23 protein-coding genes are annotated in these 24,874 nt (G+C 70.5%); 13 read left to right on the forward strand and 10 right to left on the reverse strand.

The annotated features are described in order from the left end of the window. Positions 1–11: 11 nt before the first annotated feature. Entirely contained in the window at positions 12–812 is an 801-nt protein-coding gene (locus ACG00Y_RS12155; RefSeq protein ID WP_394479680.1) for a lysophospholipid acyltransferase family protein, read from the forward strand. Positions 813–817: 5 nt separating this feature from the next. Further along, positions 818–1,630: a M48 family metallopeptidase gene (locus tag ACG00Y_RS12160; protein WP_394479098.1), complete on the forward strand. Its 813-nt coding sequence runs from the start codon at positions 818–820 to the stop codon at positions 1,628–1,630. Positions 1,631–1,830: 200 nt separating this feature from the next. Here ACG00Y_RS12160 and ACG00Y_RS12165 read toward each other — a convergent pair whose 3' ends face one another. After that, a complete protein-coding gene (locus tag ACG00Y_RS12165; protein ID WP_394479100.1) occupies positions 1,831–2,889 on the reverse strand; it encodes an MBL fold metallo-hydrolase in 1,059 nt (352 codons plus the stop codon). Positions 2,890–2,940: 51 nt separating this feature from the next. Between ACG00Y_RS12165 and ACG00Y_RS12170 the strand changes: the two genes are divergently transcribed. Both ACG00Y_RS12170 and ACG00Y_RS12175 read left to right on the forward strand, forming a co-directional pair. After that, positions 2,941–3,345, forward strand: a complete 405-nt coding sequence (locus ACG00Y_RS12170) for a MerR family transcriptional regulator (protein ID WP_394479102.1) — start codon at positions 2,941–2,943, stop codon at positions 3,343–3,345. A gap of 132 nt (positions 3,346–3,477) precedes the next feature. After that, positions 3,478–4,284, forward strand: a complete 807-nt coding sequence (locus tag ACG00Y_RS12175; protein ID WP_394479103.1) for an energy transducer TonB — start codon at positions 3,478–3,480, stop codon at positions 4,282–4,284. A 27-nt stretch (positions 4,285–4,311) separates the two neighbouring features. On the opposite strand, the gene ACG00Y_RS12180 is transcribed toward ACG00Y_RS12175, so the two are convergent. Then, on the reverse strand, positions 4,312–5,226 hold the full coding sequence (locus ACG00Y_RS12180) for a LysR family transcriptional regulator (RefSeq protein ID WP_394479105.1): 915 nt from the start codon (positions 5,224–5,226) through the stop codon (positions 4,312–4,314). A gap of 115 nt (positions 5,227–5,341) precedes the next feature. Here ACG00Y_RS12180 and ACG00Y_RS12185 point away from each other — a divergent pair, with 115 nt between their 5' ends. The 3 genes from ACG00Y_RS12185 (at position 5,342) to ACG00Y_RS12195 (ending at position 7,900) form a co-directional block, all read left to right on the forward strand. Beyond that, positions 5,342–5,947 (forward strand): FMN-dependent NADH-azoreductase, encoded by a 606-nt coding sequence (locus ACG00Y_RS12185; RefSeq protein WP_394479107.1) that lies wholly within the window; start codon positions 5,342–5,344, stop codon positions 5,945–5,947. 147 nt (positions 5,948–6,094) lie between these two features. Further along, complete coding sequence (locus tag ACG00Y_RS12190; protein ID WP_394479109.1) at positions 6,095–6,964, forward strand: pirin family protein; 870 nt, start codon at positions 6,095–6,097, stop codon at positions 6,962–6,964. Between the two features lie 36 nt (positions 6,965–7,000). After that, the gene (locus tag ACG00Y_RS12195) at positions 7,001–7,900 is read left to right on the forward strand and encodes a LysR family transcriptional regulator (RefSeq protein WP_394479111.1); all 900 of its coding nucleotides are present in this window, start codon (positions 7,001–7,003) and stop codon (positions 7,898–7,900) included. On the opposite strand, the gene ACG00Y_RS12200 is transcribed toward ACG00Y_RS12195, so the two are convergent. Beyond that, positions 7,897–8,805, reverse strand: a complete 909-nt coding sequence (locus ACG00Y_RS12200) for a pyridoxamine 5'-phosphate oxidase family protein (RefSeq protein ID WP_394479112.1) — start codon at positions 8,803–8,805, stop codon at positions 7,897–7,899. The genes ACG00Y_RS12195 and ACG00Y_RS12200 overlap by 4 nt on opposite strands. A 2-nt stretch (positions 8,806–8,807) precedes the next feature. Next, the gene (locus tag ACG00Y_RS12205; RefSeq protein ID WP_394479114.1) at positions 8,808–9,440 is read right to left on the reverse strand and encodes a glutathione S-transferase family protein; all 633 of its coding nucleotides are present in this window, start codon (positions 9,438–9,440) and stop codon (positions 8,808–8,810) included. A gap of 96 nt (positions 9,441–9,536) precedes the next feature. Here ACG00Y_RS12205 and ACG00Y_RS12210 point away from each other — a divergent pair, with 96 nt between their 5' ends. Further along, positions 9,537–10,151: a DUF938 domain-containing protein gene (locus tag ACG00Y_RS12210; protein WP_394479116.1), complete on the forward strand. Its 615-nt coding sequence runs from the start codon at positions 9,537–9,539 to the stop codon at positions 10,149–10,151. A 95-nt stretch (positions 10,152–10,246) separates the two neighbouring features. Continuing rightward, complete coding sequence (locus ACG00Y_RS12215) at positions 10,247–11,635, forward strand: hypothetical protein (protein WP_394479118.1); 1,389 nt, start codon at positions 10,247–10,249, stop codon at positions 11,633–11,635. 107 nt (positions 11,636–11,742) lie between these two features. Here the strand turns inward: ACG00Y_RS12215 and ACG00Y_RS12220 are convergent, their stop codons facing one another. From ACG00Y_RS12220 to ACG00Y_RS12235, 4 genes are all read right to left on the reverse strand, one after another. Continuing rightward, complete coding sequence (locus tag ACG00Y_RS12220; protein ID WP_394479120.1) at positions 11,743–12,912, reverse strand: ATP-binding protein; 1,170 nt, start codon at positions 12,910–12,912, stop codon at positions 11,743–11,745. Between the two features lie 61 nt (positions 12,913–12,973). Beyond that, positions 12,974–13,705, reverse strand: a complete 732-nt coding sequence (locus ACG00Y_RS12225; RefSeq protein WP_394479122.1) for an ABC transporter ATP-binding protein — start codon at positions 13,703–13,705, stop codon at positions 12,974–12,976. After that, on the reverse strand, positions 13,702–15,477 hold the full coding sequence (locus tag ACG00Y_RS12230) for a branched-chain amino acid ABC transporter ATP-binding protein/permease (protein WP_394479124.1): 1,776 nt from the start codon (positions 15,475–15,477) through the stop codon (positions 13,702–13,704). Before ACG00Y_RS12230 ends, ACG00Y_RS12225 begins: the two co-directional genes overlap by 4 nt. 2 nt (positions 15,478–15,479) lie before the next feature. Beyond that, on the reverse strand, positions 15,480–16,517 hold the full coding sequence (locus ACG00Y_RS12235) for a branched-chain amino acid ABC transporter permease (RefSeq protein WP_394479126.1): 1,038 nt from the start codon (positions 16,515–16,517) through the stop codon (positions 15,480–15,482). A gap of 169 nt (positions 16,518–16,686) precedes the next feature. Between ACG00Y_RS12235 and ACG00Y_RS12240 the strand changes: the two genes are divergently transcribed. Continuing rightward, the gene (locus tag ACG00Y_RS12240; RefSeq protein WP_394479128.1) at positions 16,687–18,588 is read left to right on the forward strand and encodes an AsmA family protein; all 1,902 of its coding nucleotides are present in this window, start codon (positions 16,687–16,689) and stop codon (positions 18,586–18,588) included. A gap of 10 nt (positions 18,589–18,598) precedes the next feature. On the opposite strand, the gene ACG00Y_RS12245 is transcribed toward ACG00Y_RS12240, so the two are convergent. Next, complete coding sequence (locus tag ACG00Y_RS12245) at positions 18,599–19,063, reverse strand: hypothetical protein (RefSeq protein WP_394479130.1); 465 nt, start codon at positions 19,061–19,063, stop codon at positions 18,599–18,601. A 227-nt stretch (positions 19,064–19,290) separates the two neighbouring features. On the opposite strand from ACG00Y_RS12245, the gene ACG00Y_RS12250 reads away from it, so the two are divergent. From ACG00Y_RS12250 to ACG00Y_RS12260, 3 genes are read left to right on the forward strand one after another with little or no spacing between them, the layout of a single operon-like run. Continuing rightward, positions 19,291–21,198, forward strand: coding sequence for a TOL_0244 family TonB-dependent receptor (locus ACG00Y_RS12250; protein WP_394479131.1), 1,908 nt, complete (start codon positions 19,291–19,293; stop codon positions 21,196–21,198). Continuing rightward, positions 21,198–21,755, forward strand: a complete 558-nt coding sequence (locus ACG00Y_RS12255; protein ID WP_394479133.1) for a TOL_0243 family YfiR-like periplasmic protein — start codon at positions 21,198–21,200, stop codon at positions 21,753–21,755. Before ACG00Y_RS12250 ends, ACG00Y_RS12255 begins: the two co-directional genes overlap by 1 nt. Beyond that, positions 21,752–23,701, forward strand: a complete 1,950-nt coding sequence (locus tag ACG00Y_RS12260; protein ID WP_394479135.1) for a sensor histidine kinase, YfiR-like protein-associated — start codon at positions 21,752–21,754, stop codon at positions 23,699–23,701. Before ACG00Y_RS12255 ends, ACG00Y_RS12260 begins: the two co-directional genes overlap by 4 nt. A 200-nt stretch (positions 23,702–23,901) precedes the next feature. Here ACG00Y_RS12260 and ACG00Y_RS12265 read toward each other — a convergent pair whose 3' ends face one another. Then, positions 23,902–24,867 (reverse strand): LysR family transcriptional regulator, encoded by a 966-nt coding sequence (locus ACG00Y_RS12265; protein WP_394479137.1) that lies wholly within the window; start codon positions 24,865–24,867, stop codon positions 23,902–23,904. Positions 24,868–24,874: the final 7 nt, after the last annotated feature.

The following is a 24,874-nucleotide window of genomic DNA, read 5'->3' on the forward strand; positions in this document are numbered from 1 at the left end:
TGTCCAACCTGCTGAGCGCCATCCGCTCGCTGATCTTTGTCCTCTTCCTGATCATCACGGTGATCCCCTGGGCGACGGCCGTCGTCATCCTGTCCATCTTCCTGCGCGGAGACCCCATCTACTGGGCCTGCGCCGGCTGGCTCAGGCTTGCCATCTGGGGTGCGCGCTTCATTTGCGGCATCCGCTGGCGCCTGCAAGGCATGGAGAACCTGCCGCCCGAATCCGACCGCAAGGCCGGCGTCGTGCTGCTATCCAAGCACCAGAGCACCTGGGAGACCTTTGCCTACCCGGCGCTGTTCAGCCACCCGCTGGCCTACGTCTTCAAGCGCGAGCTGCTCTACGTGCCCTTCTTCGGCTGGGCGATGGCGCGCATGGACATGATCCACATCGACCGCGGCCGCCGCACCGAGGCCTGGAACAAGGTGCTGACCCAGGGCAAGCGCCTGGGCGGCCAGGGCAACTGGGTCATCATGTTCCCCGAGGGCACGCGCATCGCGCGCGGCGAGGTGGGCGACTACAAGACCGGCGGCACCCGCCTGGCCATCGAGGCCGGCCTGCCCGTCGTGCCCATCGCGGCGACGGCGGCGCGCTGCTGGCCGCGCAAGAGCTTCCTGCTCAAGCCTGGTGTGGTGGACATCTCCATCGGCAAGCAGATTCCATCGACGGGCCGTCAGCCCGGGGAGCTGATGGCCGAGGTCAAGGACTGGATCGAAAGCGAGATGCGCCGGCTTGACCCGGAGGCCTACGCCAGCAACCCTCCGCCCGCCGGCGTCGCCGCCGCACCGGCCGCGCCGGCCGCGACCCCTCGCTGAACGACATGCCGCCCAAGCGCCCGGCCTCGCCACTCCTGCAGGACAGCCAGTTGGCGCTGTTCGAGGCCGAGGCCGACGTGGCGGCCGCCGACCCTGGCGCGGCCAAGTCCAGGCGCGAGCTGTGGCTGGGCCAGCACCGCGTGGGCTATGAACTCAGGCGCGCGCGGCGGCGCTCCATCGGTTTCGTCGTCGGGCCGCAGGGCCTGCGCGTCAGCGCGCCGCGCTGGGTGCCCATTGCCGAGATCGAGCGCGCCCTGCATCACAAGGGCGACTGGATACTGCGCAAGATCGTCGAGCAGCGCGAGCGCCAGCAACGCATGCAGGCCGCCCGCATCGACTGGATGCACGGCGGCCGCCTGCCCTACCTCGGCGAGCCGCTGACGCTGGTCGTCGCGCCGTCCGAACGCGAGATCGTGTGGGATGCCGCGACGCGAGAACTGCGCCTGCCGCTGCCCCACGACGCCAGCACCGAGCAGGTGCGCGACCTGGCGCAGTCCTGGCTGCAGGCCCGCGCGCGGGAGGACTTCCTGCCGCGCTGCCGGCAGTTCGCCGACAAGCTGGGCGTGACGATGAAGTCGCTGCGCCTGTCTGCCGCCCAGACCCGCTGGGGCAGCGCCAGCGCCGACGGCAGCATCCGCCTGAACTGGCGGCTGGTGCACTTCGCACCGGCCATCATCGACTACGTCGTCGCGCATGAACTGGCCCACTTGCGCGAGATGAACCACAGCCAGGCGTTCTGGGACACGGTGCGCTCCGTGCTGCCCGACTTCGAGCGCTCGCGCGACGCGCTGCGCGAGGAATCGATCGTGGTCCAGTGAGGCTTCGCCCCGCTGCAATGGTTTGCTGGTGAATATTCCCGGCCCCGCGCCATCCTGGCGCAGACACGTTCAGCAACACTTCATGTCGAACGCTGTCACCACAGGTACCGGAGGCCGGCTTGATCCGGCGGAGCAACGGGAGAGGTACCAATAGAGGCCGAATCGCCGCCGCTGGGCAACCTGCGGCGGCTTTTCTTTGTTTACGCGGGCACGAAACGGTAGATGCCGTCGGCGCCCAGTTCACGCCGCAGCTCACCCCTCAGCCACAACGCATGCAGGTGGGCGATGGCCTCGCCCATCGCGAAGGTGGTCTGGTGCAGATCCAGCTTGCGCTTGAACAGCACGGGGAGCAGACCTGCCGCATGCGTCGGCGCCGCGCGGCAGGCGGCCACCACCTCGGCGAGGCGTTCGCCGTGATGCTCCTGCAGCTGGTCGACACGCTCGTGCAGGCCGGTGAAGGGCTTGCCGTGCGAGGGCAGCACCAGCGTGTCGGCGGGCAGGTGCAGGTAGCGGGTGAGTGAGTCCAGATAGAGCGTCAGCGGGTCGGCCTCGGGCTCGACGTCGACGACGGACACGTTGGTCGAGATGCGCGGCAACACCATGTCGCCGCTGATCAGCAGCTTGGCTTCTTCGCAGAACAGGCTGATGTGCTCCGGCGCATGGCCGTAGCCGGCGATACAGCGCCAGCTGCGCCCGCCGATGTCGACCTCGGTGCCATCCATCAGCCGGCGGTAGCTGGACGGCACGACGGGCACCATCTTCGGGTAGTAGTCGGCGCGGTCGCGGATCTTGGCCAGCGAGTCTTCATCCGTCAGACCATGGCTGCCGAAGAAGGCTGCAGCGGCAGAGCCGCCCATGCCCACGGTGGAACTGCTGGCCAGCCGGGCCAGGTTGAAGTCGGTCGCGCTCATCCACAGGCGACAGTTCCAGCGCTCGGTCAGCCAGTGCGCCAGGCCCAGATGGTCGGGGTGGAAATGCGTGGCAATGACGCGCAGCACGGGCAGACCGTCCAGGCGCTCGGCGAAGACGGTCTCCCAGTTGACGCGCGTGTCGTCGCTGCTGATGCCGCAGTCGACGATGGTCCAGCCCTCGCGGCCGTCGATGCGATCGCGCAGCAGCCACAGGTTGATGTGGTCCAGCGCGAACGGCAGGCCCATGCGCACCCAGCGCACGCCGGGCGCCAGGTCCAGCGCTTCGCCAGGCTGGGGCAGGGTTTCGCCCAAGGGGTAATGGAGTTCGGATTCGCGCGCGTTCGCCATGGTGCTGCTCGGCTGGTCTTAGACTGACGTTAACGTCAACTCAGTTTAGCCATGCCCTCCCGCAAACCTGTCGCCGCTGCGACCGAAGCCACCTTCACGATCACGGAGCTGGCCGCCGAGTTCGACATCACGCCGCGGGCCATCCGCTTCTACGAGGAAGCCGGCCTGCTGGAGCCCGGGCGCAAGGGCCGCAACCGCGTCTACAGCCCGCGCGACCGCACGCGGCTGAAGCTGACGCTGCGCGGCAAGCGGCTGGGCCTGGCGCTGCAGGAGATCAAGCAGCTCGTCGACATGTACGACAGCCAGGCCAGCGCTGCGCCGCAGTTGCGGGCCTTCCTGGCCATGCTGGCCAGGCACCGCGAGCAGCTGGAGCAGCAGCGCGATGACATCGACGTCACGCTGGCCGAAATCCGCCAGCACGAAAAGCGCTGCCGCACCCTGCTGGGTCAAGCGTGAATCTTTGCCGCAAGGCGCAGCAAATTGCGCACTGACGCGTTCCATCGCGCCAACGTTTGCATAGAGTCCGCCCGCCGAATCGTGTCCGTCTGTCTCGACGCACTGTGCGGTTTTCATCTTTGTGGAGCTGTCATGACTCTGGGTCCGCGCCCCCGTCTAACGCTTGAACTGACTGCCATCACGGCCGCCCTGCTGCTGAGCCCGGCAGCCTTCGCCCAGACGACCGCGCCGGGCGCCAACAACGGACTGGAGCGCGCGCAGAAGGCCGCTGACGCGGTGTTCCACTGGATCAAGCTCAACGGCGAAAAGGGCGCGAACCGCCAGGCCCCGGCGGCTGCGCCGACGCCCACGCCGCCAGCAGCCGCGCCGGCGCCGCGCAGACCGGCCCCCGTCGCGGCGGCACCCCGGCCGACGACAACCCCGACCCCGGCGCCGCCGCCGGTACTGGCATCGGCCCCGGCACCGGCACCGGCGGAGCGCCCCGCATACACACCGCCCGAAAGCGCCGCACCGGCCTTCGCCGCCGCGCCTGCCGCGTCCGAATCGCAGCTCCAGGCCGACAGCGCCCCGGTGATGCTGGCCGCCGCCACGCCGACACCTGCACCCGACGCCCCGCTGACGGTGGCCGCGCGGGCCGCCGAGCCGTCGCCACCGCCGCCGCCGCAGGAGGAAGAGGCCGAGGTGCCGCTCAAGCTGCTGTCCCGCGTCAACCCGGCCATCCCGGCCCAGATGCAGCGGCAGTCCTTCCGTGACGCCTACGCCCGCGTGAAGTTCACGGTGGCACCCGATGGTTCGGTTAGCAAGGCGGAGACCATCAAGACCAGCCACAACCGCCTGGGCATGGTGGCGGTCGACGCGGTCAAGCAATGGCGCTTCGCACCCATTCCCGCACCGCGCGAAGTCGCCATCGAGTTCGCCTTCAACAACCTCGAGGACTAGGGCCTGTTAACACTACGGGAGCAGGCCCTAGGCGCCCGGCGCCGGGCAGCTCTCCAGCAGGGCTGACATCGCCTCCAGGAACACCCGCGTGCGCAGCGGCATCAGCCGCCGCTCGGGGAACACGGCCCAGCAGGTCGAGCCGGGCAGTTGCCAGTCCGGCAGCAGGCGCTGCAGTCGGCCCAGTTCCACCGAGTGGCGCACCAGCAGCCGGTCCACGCCGGCGATGCCGACGCCGCTGAGCGCCAACTGCGCCAGCAGGTTGGGCGAGTTGGCCAGCGTGCGCTGCGCCGGCCGGGCCTGCACCGGCTCGGCGCCGTCGCGCTGCAGCCACCAGGGCACGGGTTCGCCGGTGCGCGTCAGCAGCATCAGCCCGTGCATGCTGTCCAGCGCCTGCGGCAGCAGCGGCTCGCCGACGCGCGCCAGATAGTCTGAGGAGGCGTAGAGGCCCCAGTGCGTGGTCGCCAGCCGGCGCGCGGTGAGCTGGCTGTCCTCGTCCATCTGGCCCATGCGGATGGCGAGGTCGAAGCCCTCGCCGACGATGTCCACGCGCCGGGGCGTCAGGTCCAGCTCCAACTGCACCTCGGGGTAGGCCAGCGCGAACTCGGCCAGCATGCCGCCCGCCACCTTCTCGGCAAAATCCGCCGGCATGCTGACGCGCAGCCGGCCGCTGGGCTTTTGCTGGCGGTGCAAGGCCAGGGCGAGCGCGCCGTCCACCTCGGCCGCGACGGCGCGGGCATGCTCCAGCACGCCGGCGCCAAAGTCGGTCAGCGACAGCTTGCGCGTCGTGCGCAGCAGCAGCTTCTCGCCCAGGCGCGCCTCCAGCGCCGCGATGCGCCGCGACACGGTGCTCTTGGGCCAGTGCACGCGCTCGGCCGCGCGGCTGAAGCTGCCGGCCTCCATGACGCGGGCAAACAGCAGCAGGTCGTCGGCGTCGGATTCCATTTTTCGGCTCATTGATCCTTTGGCAGAACAATCTTATGCAAATCGACGCCTTCCGGCATTGATTGGCCAGTCCTAGAGTTCATTCCATTGCAACACGCCCTCCAAGGAGCACCGAATGAACATCCTGCAAATCAACGCCAGCGCCCGCCGTGCCACCGACAACGAGGGCTCCACCTCCACCCGCCTGGCCAACGAGCTGACCGCCGGCCTGCGCGCCGCCAACCCTGCAGCCACCGTCACGGTACGCGACCTGACGCTGACGCCACACCCCGTGCTGGACGAAGCCGCGCTGGGCGCTCTCTTCACGCCCGCCGACAAGCGCAGCCCCGAGCAGGCCGCCCGCGTCGCGCTGGACGACGCGCTGATTGCCGAGCTGCAGGCCGCCGACACGGTCGTCATCGGCGTGCCCATGTACAACTTCAACGTCACCGCCCAGTTCAAGAACTGGATCGACGCGGTGGCCCGCGCCGGCGTGACCTTCAAGTACACCGAGAAGGGCCCCGTGGGCCTGGCGACCGGCAAGAAGGTCTACATCGTGACCAGCCGAGGCGGCATCCACCGCGACCAGCCCAGCGACCAGATGACGCCCTATCTGCGCACCGTGCTGGCCTTCCTGGGCATGACCGACGTGGAGTTCGTCTACGCTGAAGGCATGGCCTTCGCTGCGGAACAAGGCCTGAGCCAAGCCCGCGCCCAGATCAACCAACTGCTTGCCGCCTGAACTGCGACCCCTCGTCCAAGGAAATACCTTGGCCGGTCCCCCGAGGGAACGGCGATGCATGCGGCGTTGAGCCACACGCACATCGCCGTGACGGGCCGGCTTGGGAGCGGCCCGGCGCTCGGCCCGGGAACACATGAAAGGTCCACCATGAGCACCGTCGCCACATCCCTGTTGAACCAGCCTCGCGAGGTCGAGCGCCTTGTCGCCGGTCAGCCGACCAGCGACGGTGCCGGCGTCAAGCTCAACCGCGTGCTGACGAACAACCTGCAGCGCCGGCTGGACCCCTTCCTGATGCTGGACCACTTCGGCTCGGAGAACCCGGATGACTATGTCGCCGGCTTCCCCGACCACCCGCATCGCGGCTTCGAGACCATCACCTACATGCTGCAGGGCCGCATCCGCCACCGCGACTCAGCGGGCAATGAAGGCCTGGTCAGCGACGGCGGTGTGCAATGGATGACCGCCGGCCGAGGCGTCATCCACAGCGAGCTGCCCGAGCAGCGCGAAGGCCGCATGGCCGGCTTCCAGCTGTGGCTGAACCTGCCCGCCAAGGACAAGCTGCGCGACCCCTGGTATCTCGATGTGCAGGGCGCCGACGTGCCGGAGTTTGAGCGCGACGGCGTCAAGGTGCGCGTCATCGCTGGCGAGAGCCATGGCGTGACCGGCGCCGTGCAACGCGAGGTCACCGAGCCGCTGTACCTGGACCTGCACCTGGAGCCCGGCGCGCGCTTCGAGCAGACGCTGCCGCCCACGCACAACGCCTTCGTCTTCGTCTACCAGGGCGCGTTGAAGTTCGACAGCGGCTGCCTGCAGCCGGAAGGCCGCATGGCCATCCTGGCCAACACGGCGGGCAGCGACGGCGTGCGCCTGCAGGCGGGCGATGTACCGACACGCGCCATCCTCGTCGCCGGCAAGCCGCTGGGTGAGCCGATCGCGCAGTACGGCCCCTTCGTCATGAACACCGAGGCCGAGCTGGTGCAGGCGGTGCGGGACTTCCAGGCGGGGCGATTGGCCTGATCCCAAAGCCCCTATGCCGGGCCCAAAATGCCCGGCATGGATCGTCTGCAAGCCATGGAGGTCTTCGTCGCCGTCGTCGACAGCGGCGGCTTCGCGAGCGCCGCGCGCAAGCTGGACCTGTCGGCGCCCGTCGTCACACGCGCCGTGGCCGAGCTGGAGGCTCGGCTGGGTGTGCGCCTGCTGACGCGCACGACCCGCGCCGTGCGCGTGACGGAAACCGGCGCGCGCTACGCCGAGGACTGCCGGCGCATCCTGGCCGACGTGGGCGACTCCGAGAACGCCACCAGCGGCAGCCGCAGCCAGCTCAAGGGCTTGCTCAGCGTCACCGCGCCGGTGCTGTTCGGCAACCTGCATGTCACGCCCATCGTGGCGGACTATCTGCAGCGCTACCCGGACGTCGACGCGCAATGCGTCTTCGTCGACCGCGTCGTCAACCTCGTCGACGAGGGCCTGGACGTCGCCGTGCGCATCGGCGAGCTGCCGGACTCCTCGCTGCGCGCCATCGCCGTCGGCCGCGTGCGGCGCATGCTGGTCGCCTCGCCGGGCTATGTCGCCACGCACGGCCGGCCGCAGCGGCCGGAAGAGCTGTCCGGGCATGTGCTGATCCAGCCTACCGGCGTCTCGCCCTATCCCGAATGGCGCTTTGCCGAAGGCGGTCGGCCGCTGGTGCAGCGCATCCGGCCGAGGCTGCGCACGACGACCAACGACGCGGCGCGCTCCTTCGCGCTGGCGGGCCTGGGCATCGCACGGCTGATCAGCTACCAGGTCGCCGATGCGCTCGCCAGCGGCGAGCTGCTGCCGTTGCTAGAAGATTTCGAGACGCCGCCGTTGCCCGTGCACGTCGTCCATCACGAGGGCCGGCACGCGACGCAGAAGGTGCGCGCCTTTGTGGACCTCGCCGTGGCTGCGCTGCGTGCCAATCCGGCATTGCGTTAGCGGTTCTGCGGCGCCCAATCCCTAAATTTCCAGCGCAGCGGCAAGCTGTCACGCAGCCACCAGCCCTCGTCGAGATGAAAGCGCCAGGCGCGCTCGGCGCCCTCCAGCGCCGCCAGCGCCGGCCCATCCCAAACGACCTCGGCGCGACCCGTCAGAGTCAGCAGGTCGCCGCGTTCGAAGTCGATGAAGAGCAGGCCCGCACGGCCGTCGAGCTGCAGGTTGCCCAGCGTCATGAACATGCGGTTGCCCGAATAGTCGGGCACCAGCAGTGTGCAGTCGTCCTCTTGCACGACAAATCCGGCGGGACCGCCGCGGTGCGACACATCCGCCCCGGCAGCGGCAGCGTGCGTGGCGACGAACAAGGTGTCGGCGGCGGAGATCAGCCAGGCGGCGTCGCCGTCCAACTGCGTCACAGGTTCGATGGCGCGCGGCCGCGTGTCGGCGGCGTCGCGCACCCAGGCGAACTCGCGGCCCTGGATGTATTGCGGGCAGTTGCCCACCGCCTGCTGCACACGCAGCCGCAAGCCCTCGGGCCCCGCCGCCAGCAACTCGCCGTTGACGCGGTTGCGCCGCCGCGTGTGCAACTCGATGCCCAGCAGGCCCAGCGGCGCGCCCGCGGTCATGCCGGCCGCAGCCGGGTCGCCCGGGATGGGCTCGGCGGCGAAGGTCAGATGCCAGGCATCCGGCGCCTGCACAAAGCCCGGCTGCCCCACTAGCAGCGTGGCCCAGGGCCGGCCGGCGGGGTCGACGCTGCCGGCCAGCATCATGGGTAGCTGCTCGTAGAAGCGCTGGTGCTGCTCGGGCATGTGGTCGCGCACGACGTGGCGGCCGATCTCCTGCATGCGCTCGGCCACGCCGAGGCGGGCCTGCACGGCGATCTCGCCGGCATGGAAGGGTCGCTCCATGATCAGCCTCCGCTTGCGGCCCGCAGGCCGGCCGCCGTGGGCTGGAAAGGCACGAAGCCCGGCAGCACCTCGATGCGCGCCAGCCAGGCACGCAGCGCCGGATACGGCGCGAGGTCCACATTGCCCTCGGGCGCGTTGACGATGTAGCTGTAGCCGGCAATGTCGGCCAGCGTCGCGTGGTCACCGACGAGGAAGGGGCGGCGCGCCAGCTCGCCTTCCATCACCTTGAACAAGCCATGGGCGCGGGCGATGACCTCGTCCGTATCGAAGCGGGCGCCGAACACCGTCACCAGCCGCGCCGCCGCCGGCCCGAAGGCGATCGGCCCCGACGCCACCGACAGCCAGGCCTGCACCGCCGCGCGGCCGGCAGCGTCCTGCGGCAGCCAGCGGCCGGTCGCGTCGTATTTCGTCGCCAGATAGACCAGGATGGCCGTGCTGTCCCAGACGAAGTGGCCGTCGTCATCGAGCAGCGGCAACTGGCCGAACGGATGGCGGGCGACGAACTCGGGCGCCTTGTGCGCGCGGGCCGCGAGGTCCACGTCGATGAGCTCATGCGGCAGGCCCATCAGGGACAGCGCGAGCTCGGCGCGGTGGGCGTGGCCGGACAGAGCGTGGCGGTACAGCTTGAGGGTCATGGAGGGCTCCGTTGAAGACTGATCGCCACTGTGCCCAGCAGCGCTGCGCCGCGAAACGGCGGCCTCCGCAAGTCATTCTTTCCGCCCGCGACCACAATGCCGACCATGCCCGACGCCCGCCGCCACAGCCCCGCCGCCGAACGCAACGGCCCGCCCATCCTGGCCCAGCTGCAGCGCCTGCTGCCGCCCAAGGGCGTGATGCTGGAGATCGCCAGCGGCACGGGCCAGCATGCAGCGTTCTTCAGCGCAGGTCTGCCGGGCTGGCAGTGGCAGCCTAGCGACTGCGAAGCGGGCGCGCTGCCGTCGATTGCCGCGTGGTGCGAGGGTCTGGATCGCGTGCGGCCGCCCATCACGCTGGACGTGCTCGCCGACACCTGGCCCGGCGTGCCCGCGCAGGTCGACGCCATCTACTGCGCCAACATGATCCACATCGCGCCTTGGGCCTGCACGGCCGGGCTGATGGATGGCGCCGCGCGGCATCTCGCGCCGCATGGCTTGCTGATCACGTATGGCCCCTACCTCGTCGACGGCGAGGTGACAGCGCCGAGCAACCTCGCCTTCGACGCCGACCTGCGCGCGCGCAACCCGGCCTGGGGCCTGCGCCGCCTGGCTGATGTGGCCGAGCGGGCCGCCAGCGCCGGCCTGCGCCTGCGTGAGCGCGCCGACATGCCGGCCAACAACCTGCTGCTCGTCTGGGCGCGCGCCCGCTGACGGCGGCGCGCCGCCGCTTGCAAACTTTCGCCACCCGAGGCGACCGCCGCTAACCTGGCAACCACGCGCAATGCGGGCCAGGGGAGTGGCGACCGATGAAGAACCGTTTGGCCGGAATGATCAGTCGGCGCGGCCTGGCGGCGGCACTGGCTCTGTTGACGGCCTGCGGTGGGGGCGGTGGCAGTGCCGGTGGGGCCATTGACCCGCCGCCAGTGCAACTCGCCACGCCGGGTCTGTCGGTGACCAAGCTGCGCGCTGGCACGACCAGTTGGGTGGCGTTGGTCGAGAAGGCGCGCTCACCGGAGATCCCGACGAAGCCGGAGCGGCAGCTGCTGATCTCGCAGGCCGACGGACGCAGCCGGCAGCTGGCCTACCTGCCGCCCGACGGCTGGTCGCTGCTGGACTTCGCACGGCATGCCTCGGGCGAGATCAGCCTGCTGCTGGCCAGCGACCGTGAGCTGCGCCTGCAGCGCCTGTCTGCCATCGGTCAGCTGCTGCGTGACCAGCCTTTCGTCGACCTGCTTGTGGCCACCGACGCCTTCATCGGCGACCCGCTGTCGGCACGCGACCACCAGTCGCTGCTGCCCCACTACACGCGCGACGCCGGCCGCCTGGCAGCCATCGGCGAAGACGTGGCGCTGGCCTTCCGCTCGGGGCGACACGCTGTCGTGCTGCACCGCCTCGCCTACACGGCGGCGGGCGGCTTCGCCAAGCAATGGCGCAGCCTGGTCGAGCCGGGCGTCTTCATCGGCGGGCGTTTTCTCACATCCGGCAGCTTCGATCCCTTCAAGAGCCTGGACCAGCAATGGCGCGTGGCGCTCGATGCCGATGCGCAAGGCCGAATCGCCGTGGCGGTGAGCCTTGATTTCACCGACTTGCTCGACGGCCACCGCCAGCACTTCGGCGAGGCGCTGGACCCGGCCGTCGCCAACGGCCTGCTGCTGAGCCAGTTCAACGGCAGCGGGCAGCGCCTCGGCACGGCCCTCATCGACACCCGCCAGCGCTCGGAGCTGCACGCCCTGCGCTGGGTGGGCGAACAGGTGGCTGCGGCAGGCCGCGTGCGCACACTGCAGACCCCCGAAGGCTGGGACGGCTTCCTGGCGCTGGTGCCAGCCGGCGCGACGGCGGCGTGGGCCTATCGCGTGCTGGATGTGGATGCGGGCGATGTGGTCTTCGACGTGAGCCTGCGCAGCGACGGCCGCCTGCTGGTCGCCGGCAGTAGCGGCTACACGCAGAACCCCTTGGGCGCCAGCATCTCCGAGGAGGCCAAGCCACTGCTGGGCCTGTTGTCGGCAGACGGCCAATGGCAGCAACGCATCACGCTGGCCGCCGGCCCGCGCCACAACCAGCTGCGCGCCATTGCATCCCGCAGCGATGGCAGCTGGCTGCTCGGCGGCATGGAGAACGGCCCGGGCACCCATTCGGCGGATGCGAACGCGGCGCTGCTGACTGCGGACGGCTATCTGCGCGAACAGCGCCTGTGAGCACGACGGCTGCCGTTGCACTCGATCCGGTTCCTGGCGCCGGGCGGTTGAGCTGCAAGCACGGCGGTGGGCGCTGCGCATCCATGACGGGCGGCGCCGCATCGGCCTCAGGCCGGCCCGTCCATCAGCACGCGCCAGCTCCACACCGGCCAGTCGCTGCGCGGCTGGGAGGTGTCGCCACCGTAGACCACGCCGCCACGCTCCAGCGAGCTGCCGTACTGAGCGGCAAAGCGGCGCAGGCCCTGGAAGTAGTCGGGGTTCACGGTTGCACCTGACTTGATCTCCAGCGCCCGCACCTGCGTGCCGGTGGGCAGAAGCAGGTCCACCTCGTTGCCGGTGGCGTCACGGTAGAAATGCACCGGCGAAGCGTCGCCTTGGTTGAGGCGGTCCTTGATCGCTTCCATGATGATGAAATTCTCGAACAGCGAACCCCGCAAGGGATCGCGCGCGACCTGCGCCGGTTCGCGCAGGCCGAGCAACCAACACGCCAGGCCCACATCCACGAAATACAGCTTGGGCGACTTGATGAGCCGCTTGCTGGTGTTCACGAACCAGGGCTGCACCAACTGAATGACATAGCTGGTCTGCAGCAGGCCCACCCAGGCCTGGGCGGTGGACTGGGCCACGCCGGCATCATTGGCAAGGCTGGTGAGGTTGAGCAACTGGCCCACGCGCCCTGCACACAGCCGCACGAAGCGCTCGAAGCGTTGCAGGTCGTGGACGGCCGTCAACTGGCGCAGGTCGCGCTCCACGTAGGTGGCGAAGTAGTCGCCCAGCGCCGTGCTGGGGTCCAGCCTGCGGTCATGGATGCGGGGGTAGAAGCCCGCGTGCAACCAGTCCGCCATCGGCAGTCTGCGCCGCGCGGGCGCGGCCAGCGCCACCTCTGCCGCCGTGAAGGGCAGCAGGCGCAGCACGCCGGTACGGCCGGCCAGCGACTGCGTCACGCCCTGCATCAGCTCGAACTGCTGGCTGCCCGTCAGGATGAAGCGGCCCGGCGTCGGGTCGGCATCCACCACGCCCTGCAGGTAGGAGGTGAGCTGGGGCGCACGCTGGATCTCATCGAGGATGGCGCCGCCCGGCAGCGCCGCGAGGAAGCCGCGCGGGTCGGCCAGCGCGAACTCGCGCTGGTCGGGGTCTTCCAGCGTCAGATAGGGCTTGGCGGGGAAGAGCGAACGCGCCAGCGTCGTCTTGCCGCTCTGCCGGGGGCCTACCAGCGTGACGACCGGGTACTGCTGCGCAAGGCGCTCGAACAAGGGTTGGATGTGGCGGGGGACCATGTTTGCAGCATAGTCGAGGCGTGCAAATCCACGAATTTTTCGTGGATTTGCACAACAGTAGTCATCCGCCCCGCGTGGCGCCCAGATACGTCTCTATGACCCGCGGGTCCGCCGCCAACTGATCCGCCGGCCCGCTCAACCCGAACTCCCCCGTCTCCAGCACATGGCCATGGTCCGCCACGCGCAGCGCCGCGCGGGCGTTTTGTTCGACGAGCAGGATGCTGACGCCACTTGCGCGCAGATCGTCGACGATGGCGAAGATCTCGCGCACGATCAGCGGTGCCAGGCCCAGGCTGGGTTCGTCGAGCATCAACAGCTTCGGCTGACCCATCAGCGCGCGACCCAGGGCCAGCATCTGGCGTTCGCCGCCGGACAGCGTGCCGGCCTGCTGCGCGCGGCGCTCCTTCAGGCGCGGGAAGCGCGTGTAGACACTCTCCAGCCCGTCGCGCCAACGCTTGTCGCCGAGCTTGCGGGGGCGCCACCCGCCGAGCAGCAGGTTGTCTTCCACCGTCATGCTGCCGAACAGCTCGCGCTTCTCGGGCACCAGGGCCAGGCCGGCCATGACGCGTTCTTCGAGCGTCAGCCGGGCGATGTCCTCGCCGGCAAAGCGCAGCGTGCTGCCGCGCGACGGGATGAGCCCCATCAGCGCGCCGAGCAACGTGGACTTGCCGGCGCCGTTGGGGCCGATGACGGTGACGACGCTTTTCTCTTGCGCGGCAAAGCTCAGGCCATGAAGCACCTCCGCGCGGCCGTAGCCGGCGTGCAGGTCGGTCACTTCCAAGAGCGCGCTCATTCATCCGCTCCCAGATACGCAGCACGCACCGCCGGGCTGGCCTGCACCTCGGCCGGCGTGCCTTCCATCAGCCAGCGGCCGAACTCCATGACGACGATGCGGTCGGTGAGCTTCATGACGAAGTCCATGTCGTGCTCCACCAGCAGCAGCGAGAGGCCCTCGGCTTTCAGCTGCCGCAGCACCTCGGCCAGCGCCTCCTTCTCCTTGTGGCGCAGGCCGGCGGCAGGCTCGTCCAGCAGCAGCAGAGACGGGTCGCTGGCCAGCGCGCGGGCGATCTCGACAAGGCGCTGCGGGCCCAGCGCCAGGTTGCCGGCCAGCTCGTGGGCCTGGGTCTCCAGGCCGATGCGGCGCAGCTGGCGCATCGCCTCGGCGCGGGCTTGCGCTTCCTCGGCCGCGTTCAGGCCCAGCATCGCGCGGACGGTGCCGGTCTTCGTGCGCAGGTACGTGCCTAACGCGACGTTCTCCAGCACCGTCATGTCGGGCACCAGCTTGACGTGCTGGAAGGTGCGCGACAGGCCGGCGCGGGCGATCTCGCGGCTGCTGCGGCCGTCGACGCGTTGGCCCAGCAGCTCGACCTCGCCACTGGTCAGCGGCAGCACGCCGGAGACCAGGTTGAAGGTGGTGCTCTTGCCCGCGCCGTTGGGACCGATGAGGCCGACGATGTCGCCGGCGCGGATGGCGAAGCTGATGTCGTTGACGGCGACCAGCCCGCCGAACTGCTTGCGGATGGCGCGCACTTCAAGCAGCGGCGCGCCGCGCTCGGGGTGCTTGCGCGAACTCAAAGCCGGCGCGCTTTCGTCCACCACACGCTGCCTTTTTGCCGGCAGCCAGCGTGCGATCAGCGGCCACAGCCCATCCGGCGCAAAGCGCAGCACGAGCACCAGCACGACACCGAAGACGATGATTTCGTAGTTGCCCGAACCGCCGAACACGACGGGCAGCCAGACCTTGAGCTGGTCCTCCGCCAGCTTGACCAGCGCTGCGCCGGTGAACGCGCCGCCCACCGTGCCGATGCCGCCCAGCACGGCCATGAAGAGGTATTCAATGCCGAACTTGATGCCGAACGGGGACGGGTTCACGCTCCGCTGCATGTGGGCATACAGCCAGCCCGAGACGGACGCCAGCAGCGCCGCGATGACGAACATCGTCAGCTTGTAGCGGAAGGTCGACGCGCCCATCGCCTCGGGCATGGTCGCGCCGCCGCCGCGGTTGGTGTTGAGCGCGCGCATGATGCGGCCTGGCCGCGAGTCCAGCAGCCGCGTGACGCCCAGCGCCGCCAGCATCGCGGCCAGCCAGATCAACAGGTAGATGCGGCGCTCGCTCTGGAAGCTGAAGTCGCCCAGCTGAACAGCCGGCAGGCCCAGCAGCCCGTCGTACTTGCCCAGCGCCTCCAGGTTGCCGACCAGGTAGTACAGCGCCAGGCACCAGCAGATGGTGGCCAGCGGCAGGTAGTGGCCGGACATGCGCAGCGTCAGCAGGCCGATGACCAGGGCCAGCACCAGCGTGATGGCAAGACCCGCCCCCAGGCCCAGCCACGGCGACAGACCCAGCGTCGTCGACAGGTACGCGGTCGCATAGGCGCCGATGCCGGCAAAGGCCGCCTGGCCGAAGGACGTGAGGCCGCCCACGCCGGTCAGCAGCACCAGGCCCAGCACGACGAGGGAGAACAGGCCGATGTAGTTGAGCTGCGTGATCCAGAAGTCCGGCACCGGGGCGAAGGGCAGGACGAAGACCAGGACCGCGGCGGCCACCGACAGGTGCGTGCGCGTCATGCTCAGTGCTCCTCGTGGTGCGGGTCGACGAACGACCGCCACAGCAGCACCGGCAGGATCACCGTGAAGACGATGACCTCCTTGAACGCGCTGGCCCAGAACGAGCCGAAGCTCTCGATCAGGCCCACACCGACCGCACCGGCCAGCGCCATCGGGAAGCTCGCCAGCCCGCCGAACACCGCCGCGACGAAGCCCTTCAGGCCGATCAGGAAGCCGGTGTCGTAATAGATGGTCGTGGACGGCGAGATCAGCAGGCCCGACAGCGCGCCGATGAAGGCCGCCATCGTGAAGCTCATGGACCCGGCCGCGTCGCCCGAGATGCCCATCAGCCGCGCGCCGGTGCGGTTGACGGACGTGGCCTTCAGCGCCTTGCCCGTCAGCGTGCGCTCGAAGAAGAAGAACATCGCCAGCAGCAGCACGACGGACGCGCCGAAGATGATGAGGGTCTGGCCCGTCAGGCTCAGCGGCCCGACGTCGAAGCGCGCCTCCCAGAAGGCCGGCGTGCGGTAGCCCTCGGCGCCGAAGAACACCAGGCCCAGCCCGGTCAGCGCAAAGTGCACGCCGACGGAGACGATCAGCAGCGTCAGCACACTGGCCGCCGACAGCGCCCGGTAGGCCAGCCGGTACAGCAGCGGGCCCATGGTCGTGACGATGGCCAGCGTGGCCAGCACCTGCACCCACAGCGGCGCCTGCCAGCGCAGCAGCAGCGGCGTGAGCGCGGCCAGCGCGGCGGGCAAGGCCAGCGTGCGCACCAGGGACAGCGCGATGCGCGACAGCGGGCGCCGCTCACGCAGCCCCTGCACCACGTCGAGCACCGCAGCGGCCACGGCCATCAGCAACAGCAGCCAGACGGTGCCCGGCACCTTGCCCATCTGCAGCGACGCCAGCGTCAGCGCGCCGAAGGCGACGAACTCGCCCTGAGGGATGAAGATGATGCGGGTGACCGAGAAGACCAACACCAGGGCCAGCGCGACCAGCGCGTAGATGGCCCCGTTGGTCAGGCCATCGAGGCCGAGGATGGCGGCAATCGTGAAGTCCATGGCGCAGCACGGGATGAAGGACGCCCCCATGGTATCGGCGGTATTTCGACCGTGCGGTCGGGAAATCACTCAGAGAACGGGTCAGCCACCCAGAGCGCCCGGCTGCGTCCTACAGCGGCCGGCGCCGCCGTCCCACGCGAGCGCCGGCAACGGCTGCCAGCATCGGGTCATGAAGAAGACCGTTCCCGTCATCGTGGGCTCTGTACTCGTGGCCACCGCAGCGGCCGTCCTGGTGCTGGACTGGGCAGGCTGGCCAGGCGTGGCGCCGCGCCTGGCCGAGCGCAGCGGCTTCGGGCTGACGGTGGACCCCGGCACGAAGATGCATCTGCTCTGGAGGCCGCGCCTCGAATCCTCGCAACTGCGCGTGACCGGCACCGGCGGCGAGCCCCTCGCCGACGCAGGCGGCGTGACGCTGGCCTGGCGCTGGGGCGACCTCTGGGACTGGCACCGGGGCGCGCCGCTGCGGCTGCGGCTGGTGCAGGCGGACAGCCTGCAGCTGAACTGGCAGCGCGACGCCCAGGGCCGCACGCCCTGGCCGGTGCAGCGCGGCGGCGCCGAGAAGGAGGCCACGCCAATGCCGCAGATCGACCAGCTCGTCATCCGCAACGGCACGGCCCGCCTGGACGACGTGCCGCTGCAACTGCTCGCCGACGCGCGCTTCGGCACCGAGGCCGACGGCCGCTGGAAGGCCGATGTGAAGGGCCGGCTGCGCGGCCAGCAGCTGGCGCTGAACGCCGAGGCCAGCGCCGGCATGGCCTTGCTGTCGCCGCCCGAGGCCGGCGTGCCACCGGTGCAGCTGAAGGTGGCGCTCAGCCAGGGCGCCGAGCGGCTGTCGTTCGCAGGCACGGCGGCCTCGCTGCTGGACGCACGCGCGCTGGATGGCCAGCTGCAGGTGCGCGGCAACTCGCTGGCGGCGATGGGCCGGCCCTTCGGCATCACGCTGCCCAGTACGCCGCCCTTCGACCTCGCCGGCCGGCTGCAGCATGCCGCCGGCGTGTGGCTGCTCGGCGGCGTGCGCGCGCGCATCGGCAAGAGCCAGCTGGGCGGCGACTTCGCCTTCGACACGCGGCCCGCGCGCCCGCAGCTCAGCGGCCTGCTGCGCGGCGGCCCGCTGCGCCTGCAGGACCTGGGGCCGGCCGTCGGCACCGACACGCCGCCCAGCCGCCCGGGGCGCGTGCTGCCCGACCGCGCCTTCGACCTGCCCTCACTGAACGCGATGGATGCACGCGTGGCCGTGGCGCTGAGCGAGTTCGACCTCGGCACCACGCGGCTGGAGCCGCTCGCGCCTCTGAACGGCAGCCTGGTGCTGGAAGGCGGCGTGTTGACGCTGAGCTACCTGAACGCCGGCGTGGCGGGCGGCGAGATCACCGGCTCGGCCAAGCTGGACACCCGCCCGGCGCCGCCGCTGTGGCAGGCCAGCCTGGACATCCACGGCGTGGCCGTGGAGCGCTGGATCTCGTTCAACGCGAAGTCGCTGGCCGGCCAGCCGATCACCGGCCGGCTCAAGGCCCAGCTCGACGTGCAGGGCCGCGGCCGCAGCGTCGCCGAGCTGCTGGGCAGCCTGGACGGGCCGCTGAAGCTGCGCATCGAGAACGGCAGCGTCTCCCACCTGATCACCGAGGCCATGGGCCTGGACATCGCGCAAGGCCTGGGCGTGCTGATCAGGGGCGACCAGAGCCTGCCGCTGCACTGCGCCCGCGTGGACGGCCGCTTCGTGGCCGGCGTGCTGAGGCCCCGCACCGCGCTGATGGACAACCGCGACAGCCGCATCGACATCGACGGCCGCATCAGCCTGAAGGACGAGAGCCTGGATCTGCGCCTCGTGGCCCAGCCCAAGGACTTCTCGCCACTGACGCTGCGCGCGCCGCTGCGCGTGCAGGGCACGCTGGCCGACCCGCGCGTGGCACTGGAAGGCAAGCGCCTGGGCGGCCGCGCGATCGCGGCGCTGGCAATGGGCTCACTGGCCCCGCCGGCCGCGCTGCTGGCCTTCATCGACCCCGGTGAAGACGTGCCGCCGGTGGATTGCAGCCTGGCGCCACGGGCAGCTGCGGCACCAGGCAAGAAAGGCTGATATGCAGCCGTCAGCGATGCCGGTGCGGCTGTTCGTGCACCGCGTCGAGGAACTCGGCGAGCGTCTCGCGGCAAGGGCCGTCGGGGCAGAGGAACAGGCCCTCCGCTTCGGCAGGCACATCGGCCGCGAACCCAAGCGCCGTCACGGCATTCACCGCGTCACCGCACAGCGCCACCGTGCGGCCGCAGCGCCAGGCCATCTTCAGCAAGGCCTGCAGCCGCGCGCAGCCGCTGGGCGCGGCCCAGACGTCGGAGTTCAGCACGACGAGGCCATCGGCCCAGTCCGCCGCCGGCGGCGGCTCGCCGAACTCGTCATCGAGGCGCCAGACCATGCGGCTCACATCGCGGCCGGCCAGCACCGTGAGGTCGCCCTGGTGGCGCTCCAGCGCCTCGCCCGTGCCGATGACGCAGATCAGGATCTCCGCCGCGTTCGACGACTCCGCGGCCGGCCGGGGCGGGCAGTCCGTTGCTGACATGGGCTTCTTCCTGGAAAGTGACAGCGCCACTCTGGCGCCGGCCGGCCCACCAGCCTGTGAGTTGCCGGCGCGACGCCGCGTAGGACGACATGCCGGACGGCCATGTCGCCGCGCATGGACTTTTGTGCGGAATCTAACGGCACATTGCGTGGCACTGCGCTATCGTGGCGCGACCACGGACTGTGCCGGGAGGGCGCATGGGGGTGTCACCGAGCTGGCCCTGCCGCATGGCAGCCGCCGTGCTGCCGGCGCTGCTGGCGGCGGCACCCGCGCGGGCGCAGGACCCGCTCGTCAGCCTCAGCCTGGAGGAGCTGGGCGGCCTGACGATCACGTCCGTCGCCAAGCGCGAGCAGCGCCTGGCGGACGCCGCCGCCTCGCTCTACGTCATCACCAGCGACGACATCCGCCGCAGCGGCTTCACGCGCCTGCCCGAAGTGCTGCGCCTGGCGCCCAACCTGCACGTGGCCGAGGTCTATCGCGGTGGCTATGCGATCAGCGCGCGCGGCTTCAACGGCAACTCGGCCAACAAACTGCTGGTGCTCATCGACGGCCGCTCGGTCTACACGCCGCTGTTTGCCGGCGTGTTCTGGGACGCGCAGCACGTGGCGCTGGAGGACGTGGAGCGCATCGAGGTCAGCAGCGGCCCGGGCAGCACGCTGTGGGGCGTGAACGCGGTCAACGGCGTCATCAACATCATCACCAAGCCCGCCACCGGCACGCGCGGCACGCTGGTGTCGGCGGCGGCCAGCGGCGACGAGCGCAGCGCGCTGCTGCGCCACGGCCTGGCGCTGGCCGGCGGCGACCTGCGCGTCTATCTGAAGCACGCGTCACAGCGCAGCACCGAGACCGCCGACGGCCGCCTCGTCGACGACGCCGGCCATCTGCTGCAAGGCGGCTTTCGCGCCGACTGGGGCAAAGGCAACGACCGCTTCACACTGCAGGGCGACGCCTACCGCGGCCGGCACGGCCAGCCGCTGCCGGGCAGCATCAGCGTGACGGGCGTGGACTTCGCGCTGGACACCATCCGGCTGTCGGGCGCCCACCTGCTAGCGCGCTGGGAAAAGCCGGTGGGCGGCGGTGAACTGAGCGTGCAGGGCTATCTGGACCGCACGACGCGCATCACGCCGCCCACCTTCGACGAGCGCCTGCTGATCGCCGACCTGGAGCTGCAGTACACGCTACGGCCGGCGGCGGGGCACACAGTCGTCATCGGCGCCAACCACCGCCGCTCGCGCGACGAGGTGGGGCACGGCGCGCCGGAGTTCGCGTTCCTGCCCGCGCGGCTCAACCAGTCCTGGACCAGCCTGTTCGCCCAGGACGAGATCGCGCTGACCGAGGCGCTGCGCCTGACCGTGGGCGCCCGCGCCGAACGCAACGACTACACGGGCACCGAGCTCCTGCCCAATGTGCGCCTGGCCTGGAAGGTATCGGCCGACCAGCTCTGGTGGGCCTCGGCCGCGCGCACCGTGCGGGCGCCAGCGCGGCTGGACCGCGATGCCTACATTCCCGCCGAAGCGCCTTTCCTGCTCAACGGCGGCCCGGGCTTTCGCGCCGAGACGGCCACGGTGCTGGAACTGGGCTACCGGGGCCGGCCGCTGCCCAGCTTGCGCATGGCGGCCACGGCCTTCCATGGCCGCTACGACCATCTGCGCACCCAGGAGCTGGCGCCCAGCAACACGCAGGTCTACTTCGGCAACGGCATGCGCGGGCGGGTCAGCGGGGTGGAGGCCTGGGGCATGTGGCAGGCCATGCCCACCATGCGCCTGCAGGCCGGCATGACGCTGCTGCACCCCCACCTGGCGCTGAAGCCCGGTAGCCGCGACACCGGCGACTCGGTCGCCGCCGCCGACGGCGCCATGCCGCGCCGGGTGTGGCGGCTGCGAGCGGCCTTCAACCTGCCGCACGAGGCGGAGTTCGACGCCACGCTGCGCCATGTCGGCGCGCTCAGCGCGCCCACCGTGCCGGCCTACACGGCGCTGGACCTGCGCCTGGGCGGGCGGCTGGGCCCTGACGCCGAGATTGCGCTGACCGCCCACAACCTGCTCGGCAGCGGGCACGGCGAGTTTGGCCCGGCGGAGACGCGCACCGAGGTGGGCCGCAGCATCGGCCTGCAACTGCGCTTGCGCTGGTTCTGATGGCCGCCCTGCTTGCCACCCGCCGCACCCTGATGCTGTCAGCGCTGGCGGCCGTGGGCGCAGCACACGCGACCGATGAGGCAGGCGACGGCGACGCCGAGTACCAGGTCAAGGCCGCCTTCGTCTGCAAGTTCGGCAACTACATCGACTGGCCGGGCCAGGCGCTGGGCGCGGCCGGCGAGCCCTTTCGCATCGGCGTGCTGGCCAGCGGCGCCGTGGCGGAGGAGTTCCGCCGCATGGCCGCAGCGGCGTCGGTGGCGGGCCGGCCGGTGGAGGTACGGCGGCTGGCGCGCGGCGAGGCACCGCAGGGGCTGCACGTCGTCTTCGTGTCGCGCGCCATGTCGGCTCATGCAAGCGAGGTCATCGCCGCCGTGCAGGGTCGGCCGGTGCTGACGGTGACGGAGCTCGACGCCGCCAGCTCGGCCGGCATGATCAATTTCGTCGTCGTGGACGACAAGGTGCGCTTTGACATCTGGTTGCCACACGCCGCGCAAAGCGGCCTCAAGATCAGCGTGCGCCTGCTCGGCGTGGCGCGGCGGGTCGAAGGCAGGCCATGAGCCCATTCAAGCGCTCTCTTCAGCGCAGGCTGCTCGGCGTCACGATGTTGACGTCGCTGGTGGCGCTGTTCGTGGCGCTGGGCGCCATGGTGGCCTACGACCTGCACGCCTATCACCATGGCTGGATGAGCGAACTGCAGACGCAGGCCGAGCTGCTGGGCCGCTCCACGGCGCCGGCGCTGGAGTTCGACGACCACAAGGTCGCCAGCGAGAACCTGGCGGTGCTGCGCTTGCAGCCCAAGATCAGGGCAGCGGCGCTCTACGGCACCGACGGCACGCTGTTCGCGTCCTACGACACGCCGGGCAGCACCCTCACGCTGCCGCCGCGCGTCGAGGCGCCGGGGGTGCGCCGCAGCGGCGGCGACCTGGTCGTCGTGCAGACCATCGCCCAGGACGGGCGGCTGATCGGCAGCGTGTACCTGCGCGCCGAGTACGCCCTCGTCGACCGTGTGCTGAGCTACCTGGGCATCGCCGTCGCGCTGGCGGTGCTGTCGCTGGGCGTGGCGATGCTGCTGTCGCTGCGGCTGCAGCGCGCCATCGTCCAGCCCATCCTGGCCATCAGCGACGTGGCCCAGGACGTCATGCGGCGGCAGGACTATTCCCGCCGCGCGCCCAAGGCGACGGACGACGAGGTGGGCGCGCTGGCCGATTCTTTCAACGGCATGCTGGCCGAGATCGAACGGCGCACGCAGCAGGTGTTGCGGCTGAACGAGGAGCTGGAAGCCCGCGTGCGCGACCGCACGGCGCAGCTGCAGTCGTCCAACGAGGACTTGCGCCTGGCCACGGCCGCCGCCGAGAAGGCCAACCGGGCCAAGTCGGAGTTCCTGTCCAGCATGAGCCACGAGCTGCGCACGCCGCTGAACGCCATCATCGGCTTCGGCCAGTTGCTGGGCACCGATGTCGGCACCGCCCGGCCGGAGCGGCGCCAGGAGTTCGTCGCCCACATCGTCAGCGCCGGCCGGCATCTGCTGACGCTGATCAACGAGATCCTCAACCTCGCCCGCATCGAGGCCGGCCACGTGGAGCTGTCGCTGGAGCCGGTGCTGCTGGACGAGGTGATGGCCGAGTGCCGGCAGATGATGGAGCCGACGGCGACGCAGCGCGGCATTGCGGTGCAGTTCGACGCCAGCTCCTGCCACTGCGTACTGGCCGACCGCATGCGGCTCAAGCAGGTGCTGCTCAACCTCGTCAGCAATGCGGTCAAGTACAACCGGCCCGGCGGCTCGGTCACGGTGGTGTGCAGCAGCCCCGAGCCGGCGCGCGTGCGCATCGAGGTGCGCGACACGGGCCGGGGCCTGGCGCCCGAGCAGGTGGCCGCGCTGTTCCAGCCCTTCAACCGCCTAGGCCAGGAGGGAGGCCCCGAGCAGGGCACGGGCATCGGCCTGGTCGTCACGCAGCGCCTGGTGGCGCTGATGGGCGGCAGCATCGGCGTGGACAGCGTGCCGGGCGAGGGCAGCATGTTCTGGGTGGAGCTGCAGGCCAGCGACGTGCCCGCGCGGCCGCATGTGCAGACCGACTGGGGCGACCTGACCAGCCTGTCGGCGCCGCCCGGTGCGAGCGCGCCGGCCACCGTGCTCTACGTGGAGGACAACCCGGCCAGCCGCAGGCTCGTCGAGGCCTTGCTGGCGGCGCGGCAGGACTTGCGCCTGATCCTGGCCAGCGACGGCCGTGCCGGGCTGGCGATGGCCTTTGCGGAGCGGCCCGACGTCATCCTGATGGACAACAACATGCCGACGCTGAACGGCCGCGAGGCCCAGTCCCTGCTGAAGCTGGACCCGCGCACGGCCCACATCCCCGTCATCGCCCTGACCGCCAACGCCATGCCCGAAGCGGCTGCGGCGAGCCTGGCGGCGGGCTACTTCCGCTACCTGACCAAGCCGCTGAACGCGGGCAAGCTGATGGCGGCGCTGGATGATGCGTTGAGGCTCGCGCGGCAGCGCCGCTGACACCGTTTATTGGGCCGAGCGCCGGGCCGCTCCCAAGCCGGCACGTCTGGCGATGCGGGAGCGGGGCCTTCCCCGCGAGCATCGCCGTCCCCTCGGGGGCTGAGCCCGGACACATTGCGCCCAGTGGGCGCGATGTGCCTGGCGAAGAGCTGCGGCACTGCCGCAGCGCGGTCTGCAAGACCGACTGGGTTCGCCCGCGTTCAGCGCGGCGAAGCCAGGCGAGGGGCCTCACGTTTCTGTGCCTCTTCACGCAGGCAGGTCAACATCAACTCGGCGCCTGGCGGCAGTTGGTGCCCGCGCCGCGTGACGATGCCATACGCGTCCATGCGCAGGCCCAGCGCCAGCGGCAGCACGGTCAGCAGCCCGGCGTCGAGGTAGGGCTTCACCAGCTCCTCGGGCAGGGCCACGACCATGTCGGACTGCATCAGCAGGCTGGTCACGACGGGCAGGGACAGCGTCTCCACGGCCTGCTGCGGTTGGTCCAGCCCGGCGGTGAGGAACAGCGCCGTCAGCCGGTCGCGCAGGATGCTGCCGGTGGGCGGCAGTATCCAGCTCTGGCGCGACAACTCCTTCAGGCTGAGATCGCTGCGGCCGACCAGAGGGTGGCCGGCGCGCACGATGAGGCTGTGCGGCTCGTCGATCAGCGGCTCGAAGCTGAGCTGGGCGGCGGACGCACTGTCCAGCACGCGGCCGATGACGAGGTCCAGCTCGCCGTTCTGCAGGTGCTGGATCATCAGCTTGCTGGTGTCCACCGTGATGGCCACGTGCACGCGCGGCTGGCGCGCCTTCAGCGCGACTATTGCCGCCGGCAGCAACGTGGCAGACGGCGTCAGCACCGAGCCCACCGTGACGCGGCCCGACAGGCCCGACAGCAGCTCCATGACCTCCTGATGCCCGGCGTCCAACTCGGCCAGCGCGGCGCCGGCACGGCGGATCATGACCTCGCCGTACCAGGTGGGCGCCACGCCACGCGGCAGGCGCTCGAACAGCTTCACGCCCAGCGCGTGCTCCAGGTCGGCCAGCAGCTTGGAGGCAGCCGGCTGCGTCAGGTTGGCGCCCTGCGCCGCATGCAGGATGGAGCCGTGCCGGCCCAGCTCCACCAACAGCACGAGCTGGCGGGTCTTCAGGTGGGAGCGGACGAAGCGGTCGGAGCGCGGGTCGGTCATGCCTGAA

Source organism: Pelomonas parva (genome assembly GCF_043555835.1).
In the GTDB taxonomy this organism is placed as follows: Bacteria; Pseudomonadota; Gammaproteobacteria; order Burkholderiales; family Burkholderiaceae_C; genus Pelomonas; species Pelomonas parva.